The 12,161-nt window shown below is 71.3% G+C and carries 10 protein-coding genes; 2 read left to right on the plus strand and 8 right to left on the minus strand.

Going from position 1 to position 12,161, the window contains the following annotated elements; translation table 11 throughout:
• Nucleotides 1-49: 49 nt before the first annotated feature.
• Complete coding sequence (locus IEY87_RS39930; protein ID WP_189144069.1) at nucleotides 50-1,483, plus strand: LCP family protein; 1,434 nt, start codon at nucleotides 50-52, stop codon at nucleotides 1,481-1,483.
• Here IEY87_RS39930 and IEY87_RS39935 read toward each other — a convergent pair.
• The 4 genes from IEY87_RS39935 to IEY87_RS39950 are packed head-to-tail and all read right to left on the minus strand — an operon-like array spanning nucleotide 1,458 to nucleotide 4,774.
• A complete protein-coding gene (locus IEY87_RS39935; RefSeq protein WP_189144070.1) occupies nucleotides 1,458-2,414 on the minus strand; it encodes an asparaginase in 957 nt (318 codons plus the stop codon). The genes IEY87_RS39930 and IEY87_RS39935 overlap by 26 nt on opposite strands.
• Complete coding sequence (locus IEY87_RS39940) at nucleotides 2,407-3,231, minus strand: amino acid ABC transporter permease (RefSeq protein ID WP_189144071.1); 825 nt, start codon at nucleotides 3,229-3,231, stop codon at nucleotides 2,407-2,409. Before IEY87_RS39940 ends, IEY87_RS39935 begins: the two co-directional genes overlap by 8 nt.
• Nucleotides 3,228-3,872, minus strand: coding sequence for an amino acid ABC transporter permease (locus IEY87_RS39945; RefSeq protein WP_189144072.1), 645 nt, complete (start codon nucleotides 3,870-3,872; stop codon nucleotides 3,228-3,230). Before IEY87_RS39945 ends, IEY87_RS39940 begins: the two co-directional genes overlap by 4 nt.
• Nucleotides 3,872-4,774 carry a glutamate ABC transporter substrate-binding protein gene (locus IEY87_RS39950; protein WP_189144073.1) on the minus strand — a complete coding sequence of 301 codons (903 nt, stop codon included), beginning with the start codon at nucleotides 4,772-4,774 and terminating at the stop codon, nucleotides 3,872-3,874. The genes IEY87_RS39945 and IEY87_RS39950 overlap by 1 nt, the downstream gene beginning before the upstream one ends.
• A gap of 122 nt (nucleotides 4,775-4,896) precedes the next feature.
• Between IEY87_RS39950 and IEY87_RS39955 the strand changes: the two genes are divergently transcribed.
• Nucleotides 4,897-6,036 carry an ROK family transcriptional regulator gene (locus tag IEY87_RS39955; protein ID WP_225277627.1) on the plus strand — a complete coding sequence of 380 codons (1,140 nt, stop codon included), beginning with the start codon at nucleotides 4,897-4,899 and terminating at the stop codon, nucleotides 6,034-6,036.
• A 92-nt stretch (nucleotides 6,037-6,128) separates the two neighbouring features.
• On the opposite strand, the gene IEY87_RS39960 is transcribed toward IEY87_RS39955, so the two are convergent.
• The 4 genes from IEY87_RS39960 to IEY87_RS39975 all read right to left on the minus strand — a co-directional run bounded on the left by IEY87_RS39960 (nucleotide 6,129) and on the right by IEY87_RS39975 (nucleotide 12,118).
• Nucleotides 6,129-8,162: a methyltransferase domain-containing protein gene (locus IEY87_RS39960; RefSeq protein WP_189144127.1), complete on the minus strand. Its 2,034-nt coding sequence runs from the start codon at nucleotides 8,160-8,162 to the stop codon at nucleotides 6,129-6,131.
• Nucleotides 8,163-8,234: 72 nt separating this feature from the next.
• Nucleotides 8,235-9,239 carry an enolase C-terminal domain-like protein gene (locus tag IEY87_RS39965; protein WP_189144074.1) on the minus strand — a complete coding sequence of 335 codons (1,005 nt, stop codon included), beginning with the start codon at nucleotides 9,237-9,239 and terminating at the stop codon, nucleotides 8,235-8,237.
• A 10-nt stretch (nucleotides 9,240-9,249) separates the two neighbouring features.
• Complete coding sequence (locus IEY87_RS39970; protein ID WP_225277628.1) at nucleotides 9,250-10,635, minus strand: MFS transporter; 1,386 nt, start codon at nucleotides 10,633-10,635, stop codon at nucleotides 9,250-9,252.
• Nucleotides 10,636-10,897: 262 nt separating this feature from the next.
• On the minus strand, nucleotides 10,898-12,118 hold the full coding sequence (locus IEY87_RS39975; RefSeq protein WP_189144075.1) for an RNA-guided endonuclease InsQ/TnpB family protein: 1,221 nt from the start codon (nucleotides 12,116-12,118) through the stop codon (nucleotides 10,898-10,900).
• Nucleotides 12,119-12,161: the final 43 nt, after the last annotated feature.

Raw genomic sequence — 12,161 nt, forward strand, 5'->3', positions numbered from 1 at the left:
GGGAAACGGGGATGACGTGGTCAACAGGGTGGTCCAGGGGAGGCAACGCGTGGACGCCGTGAGGCTCCTCGGCTGGCTGGTGCTGTCGGCCCTGGCGCCGGGGGCGGCGCACCTGCGCGCCGGGTGGCGCAGGACCGGGCTGGTGCTGCTCAGCTGCTACGCCGTCGGGCTGCTCGGCCTGCTCGCGGTGGTGCTGTCGGCCGGCGACATCACCAGCCTGCTCGGCTCGCTGGTCGACGACACGTGGCTGTCGGCGATCACCTTCGGCTCGGCCCTGCTGGGCGTCGCCTGGTTCGCGCTGATGGTGCACTCCTTCGTGGTGCTGCGGCCGGGCGGGCTGCGCCAGGCGGAGCAGATCGTCACCGGCACCCTCGCCGGGCTGCTCTCCGTCGCGGTGCTGGCGCCGTTCGCGGTGGCCACGCACACGGTCTGGACGCTGAAGCAGGCGGCCAACAGCATCTTCCATGACGCGCAGCCGGATCCGCAGGCGCAGGGCGAGAAGCTGACCGAGCGGCGGCGGGATCCGTGGGCGGGCCGCGCCCGGGTCAACATCCTGCTGCTGGGCGGCGACGCCGACGACAACCGGCCGGGGGTCCGTACCGACAGCATGAATGTGGCCAGTATCGACGTGCGGACCGGCAACACGGCGCTGATCAGCCTGCCGCGCAACCTGGAGGAGGTGCGGTTCAGGCCGGGCACGCCGATGGCCGAGCGTTTCCCCGACGGTTTCCGGCTGCCTGTGGATCCCGGCGGCGGGCGCAGTGACCTGCTCAACAGCGTCTGGGAGTACGCCGACGCGCACCCGGAGATCTTCGGCGGCAAGCGCAAGCAGGGCCCCGAGGTGCTGATGGACACCATCGGCTACACGCTGGGGCTCGACATGGACTGGTACGCCCTGGTCAACATGTGGGGCTTCGCCAGGCTGATCGACGCGATCGGCGGCGTCACGCTCACCGTGGAGCAGGACGTGGTGTTCGGGAAGTACAACGAGGGCCTGGTCAAGGCGGGCACGCGCAGGCTGAAGGGCGCGGACGCCATGTGGTACGCCCGCTCACGCACCAACAGCAGCGACTACATCAGGATGCACCGCCAGCGCTGCGTGATCGGCGCGCTGCTCGACCAGGCGGACCCGGCCACGGTGCTGTCCCGGTTCACGCATGTCGCGGCGGCGACCAAGGAGCTGATCCAGACCGACATCCCGCGCGCCATGCTGAGCAATCTCGTGCCGCTGGCGCTGAAGGTGAAGGACGCGAAGGTGACGAGCATCCAGCTCGTCCCCCCGCTGATCCAGACCTACGATCCCGACTGGGACAAGATCCGCAAGCTCACGCAGAAGGCCATCCGCGAGTCCACCGGGGCTCAGCCCGTGACCGCGAAGACTCCCACGGGCACTCCCACGGGCATCCCCACCAAGAGCCCCAAGGCCACCAAGAAGGCAGACGCGCCCACTCAGGGCCTCACGGACGGGTGCGGCCGGCTGTGACGATCCGCCCGACCGGCACGCCGCCGCCGAGCACCGCCACGCTCTCGAACGCGGCGGCCGGCGACACGTCGCAGCCCATCCGGCGCAGCACGTCGAGGGCGATGACGGTGGTGGCGCGAGGGCTGCCGTCGATGACCTTGACGGCGACGGAGTGCCCGGAGTCGAGCGCCACCACCAGCACGCCCTCGGCGCCGCCCTTCGCCACGGCGCCCGGCAGGGCCCGCATCAGCTCGGTGTTCTGGTGGCCGGTGCCGCCCACGTACTCCGGGTGCGCGCGCATCGCGTCCGCGACCTGACGCGGCGCGCTGCCCGGGGCGGCGAGCACCAGCCCCTGCACGGCCCGCGCGAGCCCGGTCAGCGACAGCCCGAACAGCGGCGCGCCGCAGCCGTCCACCGCGACGTGCGCGGTCTTCTCCCCCGACAGCTCCTCGGTCGCCGCGCGCACCGCCAGCTGCAGCTGGTGGCCGGGCGCGAGGTAGGAGGCGGTGTCCCAGTCGTTGGCGACACTGGCCGCCAGCATGGCGGCGTGCTTGCCGGAGCAGTTCATCCGCTCGCGGGTCGGCCCCTCGCCGCGCCTGATCAGCTGGTCGCGGGTGGCCTCGTCCTCCGGCCACGACGCCGGGCAGGCCAGCGCGTCGAAGCCGAGCCCGTAGTCGGCCAGCAGCTCGCCGGTCAGCCGGACGTGGAAGTCCTCGCCGGTGTGGCTGCCCGCGGCGATGGCCAGCCGCGGCCCGTCCAGGGCCGCGCCGGTGGTGAGACAGGCGAGCGCCTGGAACGGCTTGGCCGACGAGCGGGGCAGCACCGGCGCGTCCACCTGGCCGAGCGCCACCTCGGCGCGCCCGGACGGGTCCAGCCCGACGGCGCTGCCGTAGTGGACGCTCTCGGTGAAGCCGGAGCGCACGACCTCGGCGAGGGCGGCGAGTTCAGGCACGGGCGAGTCTCCTCTTCGGTACGGCGAGACGCTGGCGCGCTTCCAGCGTGCGGGCCAGCTTGGACAGTGACAGGTTGACCACGAGATAGATCAACGCGACGATCAGGTACGTCTGGATGAGCAGCCCGTTGAACGAGGCCAGCACCTTGCCGCTGTAGAGCAGCTCGGCGTAGCTGACGACGAAGCCGAGCGAGGTGTCCTTGAGCAGGCCGACCGACTGGCTGACGATCGACGGCAGCACCCGGCGGGCCGCCTGCGGCGCCACGATCAGGCGCATCGTCTGACCTCGGGTGAGGCCGACGGCCAGCCCGGCCTCGCCCTGGCCGCGCTCGATGGACAGGATGCCGGCCCGGAAGATCTCCGCGAACGCCGCCGCGTTCGACACCGCCAGGGGCACCACCAGTTTCCAGAACAGCGGCAGGTCCAGCCCGTACCGAGGTAACGCGAACAGCACCACGTACACGAGCAGCAGGGCCGGGATGGTCCTGACCACCTCGACGTAGCCGGCGGCGGGCAGGCGCACCCAGCGCCGCTCCGACAGCCGGCCGAGGGCGAGCACCAGCCCGAAGGCCATGGCCAGCGCGGCGGAGACGACGGCGGCCAGCGCCGTGGACCACAGCCCGCCCAGCAGGTAGCGCCACATCGGCCAGGTGGCGTACGGCTGCCAGCGCTCGTAGCCGAGCTGGCCGCCCGCGGCGAACTGCCGGACGGCCAGGGCGGCGAGCGCGACGGCGGCGAGCGTGCCGAGGACGGTCGCGACGCGGATGCGCCGCCGGGCCCGGGGGCCGGGCTCGTCGAACAGGGCGGTGCTGCTCATCGGAGGATCACCAGCTTGCGTTCGAGCCGCCCGGTGACGAAGCCGGCGCAGGCGGCGATCAGCGCGTAGGCCAGGCCCGCGCCGACGAAGATCGGGATGGGCTGGGCCTCGACCAGGTTCACCCGGTTGGCGGCGGCGGTGAGGTCGACGATGCCCACGGCGGCGGCCAGCGAGGTGTTCATGGCGAGCGCGATGAACAGGTTGCCGATCGGCTGCACGACCGTGCGCAGCGCCTGGGGCAGGATGACGTGCCGCAGCGACTGGGAGAACGTCAGCCCGATCGCCCTGGCCGCCTCGCCCTGCCCCTTGGCCACCGAGTTCACCCCGGAGCGCAGCGCCTCGGCGAAGTAGGCGGCCTGGTAGACGGCGATGACCACGATGGCCGTCTCCAGCAGGTCGGCCTGGATGCCGATCTCGGGCAGGCCGAAGACGGCGAGCACGAGCAGCACCAGCAGCGGCAGGTTCTGGAACGTCTCCACGTAGGCCGTGCCGAGCCCGCGCAGCACCCGTACCGGGCTCACCCGCAGGGCGGTGACCAGCACGGCGAGCACCGCCGCGCCCGCGAAGGACGCGGCGATGAGCTGCAACGTCACGACCAGGCCCTGCCAGAGCTCGGGCAGGTGATCGAGGAGTGCGGACATCAGGATCCCGGCACGGAGCCGATCTGGGGCGGCGCCGGCGCGTCACCCGTGACGACCGTGCCGATGGAGTTCTTCCAGATCTGCTGCCAGAGGCCGGCGTCCTGGGTCTTCTTCAGCCAGGCGTTGACGAACGTCTTGAACTGCTCGTCACCGTGCTTGAGCCCGATCCCGTACGGGTCGGAGGTGAAGGGCTTGGTGACGATCTCGATCGACGGGTCCTTCTGGGCGTTGGCGATGAGCAGCGTCTCGTCCTGCACGTAGGCGACGCCGCGGTCCTGCTTGAGCGCCTGCATGAGCTCCGGGTCGGTGCCGAAGGTGATGATCTCGGCCTTGGGGGCGAGCTTCTCGATCGCGGGGATGGCCGGGGTGTTGGCCCCCGCGAGCACCTTCTTGCCGTCCAGGTCCTCCGGCTTGGTGATGCCGGTGGTGCCCTTCTTCACCGCGATGGTCAGGCCCGAGGTGTAGTACGGCCCGGCGAAGGCGACCTGCTCGGCCCGCTCCGGCGTGATCGTGTACGTCTGGAAGACGACGTCCACGGTGCCGTTGGCGAGCAGCGCCTCACGGGTCTCCGAGGCCGAGTTGACGATCTTGACCTTGGGTTCGCCGATGATGTACTTGGCCAGCGCCTTGCCCATGTCGGCGTCGAACCCCTCGACCTCTCCCGTGGTGGGGTTCTGCTGGGAGAGCAGGGGTGCGTCGAGCGAGCCGCCCACGATGAGCTCGCCGCGCTGCTTGATCTTCTCCATCGTGGAGCCGGGCAGAATGTCCGCCGCCGCGGCTACCGGCGCGTCGGCCAGCAGGTCACCGCTCTTCGACGCTCCCGGTACGGCGGGGCTGCTCGTCTCGCCGCAGGCCGTGAGCCCTAATACGGCCACGGCGAGGGCAGCGACCATCCTCTTCATGTCTAACCACTTCCTTCGACCTATCTTCGTTCGATATCGAAGACAAAGCGGACCGTAGTGGCTTATTTCGTAGCAAGTCAAGATGTTGTCGAACTTAAGCGGCTCGTGATATTCCTCTGGGCATGGACCAGCGGCTGCCCGTGCAGGGGGCACAGGGCGACCTGCTGAAGCTCGTCGCCACCGGCGACGCCGAGTCACGCGCGGACCTGGCCCGGTTATCGGGCCTGGCCGCCTCCAGCGTCTCGCTGCGCGTCGAGGAACTGATCGAGGCGGGCCTGCTCGCCGAGGAGGGCTCCGGCGCCTCGCGCGGCGGCAGGCGGCCACGACGGCTGCGCCTGTCCCCCACCGCCGGCGTACTGGCCGTCGCCGACCTGGGCGCCCACCACGCCAGGCTCGCCCTGCTCGACCTGAGCGGCGAGCCGCTGGTCGTGCAGGAGCGGCCCTGCGACATCGCCAAGGGCCCGCAGGTCACCCTCGACTGGCTGATGACCGCCTTCGACGACTTACTCGCCGAGCGGGTGCCCCCCGGCGTGCCCCTGCGCGGGCTCGGCACCGGCATCCCCGGCCCGGTCGACCCGGCCACCAGCAAGGTCGTCACCCCGTCCCGGATGCCGGGCTGGAACGACTTCCCCGTCGCCGACCACCTCGCCACCCGCTACGACCTGCCGATCCTGGTGGAGAACGACGCCAACCTGATGGCCGTCGGCGAGGCCCGCGCCTGGCCCGGCAGCGCCAACCTCATGGTGCTCAAGGCCGGCACCGGCATCGGCTGCGGCGTCATCGTGGGCGGCCGCCTGCACCGGGGACGCGGCGCGGCCGGCGACATCAGCCACGTGCGCGTACGCTCCGACGCGGCCGTGGTCTGCGCCTGCGGCCACACCGACTGCCTGGAGGTGCACGCCAGCGGCGCCGCCCTGGCCGGCGCGCTCGCCCAGGCGGGCATCGACGTCGCCCGCACGGCCGACATCGTCACCCTGGTCAGCGACGCCGTCCCGGAGGCCACCAGCCAGGTGCGCGCCGCCGGCCGCCGCATCGGCGAGGTGCTCACGGCGCTGGTCAACTTCTTCAACCCGGACGTGGTGGCGATCGGCGGCAGCCTGTCGGCCGCCGAACCGCTCATCACCTCGATCCGCGCCACGGTCTACGAGCGCTGCCTGCCGCTGGCGACCCGCGACCTGGAGATCGCCCCCGCACGGGCCGGCCGCGACGCCGCCCTGCTCGGCGCGGGCGCCCTCCTCCTGGACGCCGCCCTGGCCCCCTGACCCCTCACGGGACGGTGGCTTCTCCGGGGCTCAGGCCGCCAGACAGCGGCTTTGCCGGAGCTCAGACCGCCAGGCAGCGGGTTTACCAGGGCTCAGGGCCGGTGGAAGGTGGCCCGGCAGCGGTGGCGCTCACCGTCGCGGAAGTCCTCGATCTCGTACGGGACCAGCCCGCCGGTGGCGAAGGCGGCGATCTCCGACGGCGTGAGCGGCCACGGCGGCGCGAACACCGGCCCGCCCTCGTCCCGCGCGGACGCGACGACCACCAGCGTCCCGCCCGGCCGCACGAACGAGGCGACCCGCTCGATGGCCCCGGCGTGCAGGTCCTCGGGCAGCGCCTGCACCGTCATGACCTCCACCACCAGGTCGAACGCCTCCCGCCACTCCTGCGGCGGATCGAACAGATCGGCGTGGCGGAAGAACACCCCCGAGGCGGGGAACCGCTCCTTCGCCTGTGCCACGGCCGACTCACTCACGTCGAACGCCACGGTGTCGAAGCCGAGCCCCGCCACGTACGCGGCGTCGTCCCCCAGCCCGCACCCCACCACCAGCGCCCGGCGCCCGTCGCCGCGCACCTCCCGCTTCGAGGCCCAGTCGGCGAGCATGACGTGCGGCGTCCCCGAATCCCACGGCACGATCGCCGCACCAGCGCCCGACTCCGCATAGAGCCGCTCGAACCACCCGATCGGGTCGCCCGCCGCCAGCGACTCGGCGGCCAGCCGCCTCGCGTCCTCGTCCGGGTCCTGCTCACTCATGCCATACCCCAGTTCCAGTCCGTACGTCATACCTTGGGCGACCTTGTCCGCCAGCTCCACCACGTCTACCCGATCGCCCAGCCGCCCGACGAGCACGCGCTGCCGGAAGGGGTCTTCGTGCAGGTAGCCGATCCGCCGCAGCGCCACGTCGAGCAGCGGCATGAGCGCGCAGACGGCGGGCGAGGGGTGCGGGCAGGAAAGGCTCGCGTGCCACACATCGAGCTCGTCCGCCCGGCCTTCGACCGCCAGGCGAACCACATCATTCGCGGTGGCGGGCCGCCCCAGCAGCGTGGTCGCGGACGCCATGATGTGGGTCCGCTCCCCGTCCGAGATGTGCGCCCACAGCTCTGCGGGCTTGTCACGAACGGACTCACCCTTGACGAAGAGCGACGGTCCGGTCCGCTTGCTCACCTCGTACCAGAGGAGGCGCCCCAGACGGTGCTCGACCCGGTCCGGCAGGGGGCCGAACACAGGGGGGATCATGGGGCGCATCGGCGTGCCGGAGCCCCAGCCCAGCTCGGAGAGCAGCTCGGCCTCGTGCCGGTCCCCCACCACGATCCTGGCGTCGACGGCCGGCCAGATCCGCTCCAGCAGGCCGTCGTGCCTGATCTTCCACTCGAACGACGTGTAGACGTCGGTGTGGTAGTCGAAGGACCTGTTTGCCCAAAGGCTCACATAGCGGTACGTGTGCCAGGCGAAGGCATCGCCGAGCACGATCTCCCTCCGCATCGCGCGGGCCAGCGTCTCCCGGCCGACGAGGGCGGCGGTCCGCTCCCACAGCTCCTGGCGCTGACGCTTGTGCTGCGCCCGAAGCCGGGCACGGTCCGGATGCGGCTTGCCTTCCCTCGCCCGCGCGAGGTCCCACCTGTTGAGACTGCCGACCCGCTCCTCGTGCCATGACCACAGCCGCGGGATCAACAGGCTACGCACCATCAGGGCGCGCATCTCGTCCTCGTCCAGCTGGGTCACCAGAGGCAGGCCGATCAGCAATCGCCTCCTGGCCCTCACCTGCAACCCCATGGACGGGTCGGTGCACAGGCGCACCTTCGGGACGGTCCTGGCCCCCGCCAGCTCCACGGCCTCGAGGAGGACCTTCTGGAGCCGGGGATGCTCGTCGAGCGCGAGGACCGGAAGGTTCCACCAGTCGTGGGGGCGGCGGCGAGCGGCGATGAAGGAGTAAAGGCACGCGCCGATCATCAGGCACCAGAGCAGCCTGACGCGCGGCCAGTCGTAGGCCATCGTCACGAAGACCCCGCCGACGCCGGCTCCGAGCAGCACGGCGATGCCGGCCATCAGCTTCGCCCAGTCGGGCACAAGGACGTGCAGGTGCGTGGTCAGCAGGAGGTACAGCACTCTGGACCTGGACAACTCCACCGCGCCTCCCTTTGTCCCGAAATATCGGGACAAAAGTAGACGAAGATGATCACGTGCGTGTCACACGTACGGTCAGGCGCTGAAGTGGTCCTTGGCCAGTCTGTGGACACGGGCCTCGTCGACCGTGTGGCCCAGGCCCGACTGGGTGAGGGGGACCGCGATCACGCCCGCGTTGGCGCCGACGATGGGGGTGACGATCTGGTTGTTGCGCGGCGGCTGGGTCACGTCGCACGGCAGGGTGCAGCCCGGCAGGCTGCCGACCGCGACCGTGGCCGCCCTGGCCAGCCCGGTGCCCTGGCCGCCCGCGCACTGGATGTCCCAACCGGCGGCCACCGCGCGGTCGTGGGCGCGGCGGGCCTCGCTGAGCGAGACGAAGGCCGTGGGCCGCAGCAGGAGCACCCGGCCCGCGCGCAGCGTGAGGTAGTCGTCCAGGCCGGCCGTGGTGCGGACCTCGACCGCCACCGAGGCCGCCACCTGGTCCTGCAGCGCGGCGTGCGCGTAGATGTCGGTCGCCGGGAAGGGGCGCTCGATGACCTGCAGGCCGTAGGAGTCCAGCGCGACGAGCTGGCCGCTGTCGCTGTAGGCGCCCGCGCAGTCGACGGCGAGGGTGAGCGCGGGGTAGGCGGCGCGGACGGCCCGCACCGGCTCGACGTCCCAGCCGGGCCGGATGTCGAGCGTGACGTGCCCGTAGCCGGCGCAGACCTGCTGGTTGACCCTGGACACCAGGCTGTCGATGGACGCGTCGGGGGTGAGCCGGACGGTGGCCATCAGGGACGTGCGGGTGCCGCCGATCGCGTCGGCGAGCGGCACACCCCGCATCCTGGTCCACAGGTCCCAGCAGGCCATGTCGACGGCCGAGTCACCGCTCGGCACGCTGTCGGGGTGCTCCCAGTCGACGCCGATGAGCAGCGCCCCCAGCGACTCCTCCAGCCTGCTCCAGGCCTTCGGCTCGGGGCTGACGGTCTCGCCCCACCCTGTCATGCCGGCTTGATCGGTGAGCTTCACCAGGAGGCTCTCCGTACGAGGCCCGTACGGCAGAACCACCCGGAGCACCTCAAGCTCCCGCACTCGCGGCATATGCCCCCCTCTATGACTCGGACGCCTCCAGTGTGCCTGTCTTCCCAGGCTGGGCAAAACGGGGGGCCACGAAGGCGGCCAGAAGAGCGAGGCCGACGGTGAAGGCGAAGCCCACCAGATAGGTCTCGCCGGTGGCGGTGAACAGAGCTCCGGTGACCGCGACGGCGACCACGGTGAACACCGATTCGCCGACGCCGACCGCCGCGCTGTTGCGGCCCTCCTCGCCCCGCGCGGACATCTCCAGCAGAAGGACGGACACCGTGGGGTGCAGGGCGCCGATGCCGAGACCGGAGATCGCCATGGCGACGTACGCGACGGCGACGGGCACGGAGTCGATCAGGACGAGCGAGACGAGCGCGATGCCGGCGGCGATCATGAGGGCGCCGCCGCGCAGCGCGGTCAGGTTGCCGATCCGGCCCCGGCCCATGATCCACGAGCCGGCGGACCAGCCGAGCGCGCCGATGGTGAGGACGACGCCCGCGCCGGTGGGCGTCAGGTGACGTTCGTTGATGAGCATGAGCGGGATCAGCACCTCCGCCGCCATGAGCGCGCCGAAGGCGAGGCCGCGCAGCACCGGGGCGGTCGGCAGGCCGCGGGCGGCCCGGAGCGAGCCGGCGGGCAGCAGCCTGGGCAGCGCCACGGCCAGCAGCACCACCCCGGCCAGGAGCAGCGGAACGCCGGCCAGTTGGAGCGCGCTGCCGTACTGGATCAGCGCGGCGGCGACGGCGGTCAGCGTGGCCCACACCAGCTTGCGCCCGATGCCGGGCGCGGGCTGCGCGCCGCCGCCACCGCCGGTCGCCTGCCCGCCGCCGCCCCGCCAGAGCAGCAGCGAGGCCGGCACGACGATCAACGAGACGCCCAGGAAGATCCAGCGCCAGTCGGTGTTCTCCACGACGAGCCCGGCGATCGACGGGCCGACCATGGACGGCACCACCCAGGCGGCCGAGAACAGGGCGAACACCTTGGGATGCAACTCCGGCGGATAGACCCTGGCCACGAAGACGTACAGCGCCACCTGGATCAGCCCGCCACCGAGCCCCTGCACGAAGCGGCCCGCGACGAAGATCTCCATGGTGGGCGCCAACCCGGCGATCAGCAGTCCGGCCACGAATCCCGCGACACCGGTGGCGATGGGGGTCATCGGCCCCGACCTGTCGCTCCAGCGCCCGCCGAGCACGGTGGCGATCACGCCGGCGGCCAGGGTGGCGCTGAAGGCCAGGTTGTAGAGATGCATGCCGCCGAGCTCGCGCGCGACCACCGGCATGGCCGTCGCCACCGCCATCGCCTCGAAGGCCACCAACATGACCAGCGCCACCAGGCCCACACTGAGCGCTCGGTAGCGCGGCGCCAGCACCCCGTCAGGGGTCACGGCGGGTTTCTCATCCGTTGTCGTCATGCCGGGACGCTATAGCGAAGCCGCAGGTCAGCACATCGGGCTCAGGTCGTAGGACGTTCGCCCTAGGCCGCGGGGTCCGCGATTATGCCAACAGTTTAGGAAGGGGAGCTATCGGCGTTGGCGGTGGCGGGCGTAGAGACGGAGGAGGGGGGCAGAGGAGAGCGGTTTTGAAGGCTCCCCCGCTTGAAGGCGGGGGTTCCCGCCCGGCCTCGCGGCCGGACGCCGCTTTCGCGGCACCTTCGGGCGTGTGGGGATTTCAGACTCAGGCAGCCTCTGGGAGCGGCGCTCCCGGGGGGCTTACGCCGTCGGCACCTGCCGGGTTCCAACCTGCCCGGACCAGCATCACGCGGGCGCTGTTCTTGTCCCTGGGGGAGACAGCGCCGCACGCGGTGCAGGCATAGGTTCGTTCTGAGAGAGGTAGTGCGTGCTTGGTTCTCGCTCCGCACCGCGCGCAGTCCATGGTGGTGTGCGCGGGGTGCACGAGGCGGACGTCCCGCCCGTGCTTGCGGCCCATCTCGATCAGGGCGCGCTTGGTCGCCGAGATGGCCGCGTCCGCGGCCTTGCGTGCCATGTTCGACCTGGCCAGGAACTTCGGCCGGAAATCTTCCACCGCGATCCGGTCGTGGTCGCGAACAACGGCCTTGGCCCACTTCGGCCCGGTGTCCTGCCGCTGGGCCGCCACCTTCCGGTGCAGCTTCGCGGCCTGCCGCTTCGCCTGGCGATAACCCTTCGATCCCGCCTGCCCTTTCGGGGGCTTGCGGCGAGCCATCATCCGCTGATAGCGGGCGAGCCGTTGCGCGGCCGTGCGCCCGTGCCCGGCGTGGGGAAGATCGTGGGTATCGCTGGTGGTCGTGGCCGTCTGTTTGACGCCCCAGTCGACACCGATCGCCCGGCCGGTCTCGGGCAGGGGCTCGACCTGCACCACGACGACGAAGGACGCCTGCCAGTGCCCCACCGCATCGCGGTACACCCGCACCGAGGAAGGGACGGCGGGCAGTTCCCGCGACCACACCGGGCGCACCACGATCCCGCCCGCCAGATGCAGAGCGCCGTCCTTGAGGCGAAACCCGCGCTTGGTGTAGTTCAGGCTCGCCGCAGCCTCACGCCTGGTCTTCCAGCGCGGCATCCCGGCCCGCTGCCGCATCGGCAACCGGTCCTTGATGTCCTTGCAGGCCTTGGCCCGGGACTTCCCGAAGTCACGTATCACCTGCTGCTGCGCAACGCTGGAGCCTTCCGCGAGCCACGGCGTGCGCTCGCGGGCCTCGGTCAGCATCTTGTCCAGCTGCGCCGGACCACACGTGCGCTTCTCACCGGTCGCCTTGTTGTGCCGGTGCACCTGCATGGACTTGGCGACCGACTCATTCCAGACCCACCGGCACCGGTCCCACTCAGCCTCAAGCAGACACCGGGCCGCAGACGACAGACGCACCCGGAAGGTGTACCGGGCGTGCCCGGCGCCCTGCGTAGCCGCTTGTGCCGTCATGCATCCGAACCTATCCGGGAGGACTGACAGTTTTGAGCCTTAT

This window comes from Nonomuraea glycinis (assembly GCF_014646515.1).
In the GTDB taxonomy this organism is placed as follows: domain Bacteria; phylum Actinomycetota; class Actinomycetes; order Streptosporangiales; family Streptosporangiaceae; genus Nonomuraea; species Nonomuraea glycinis.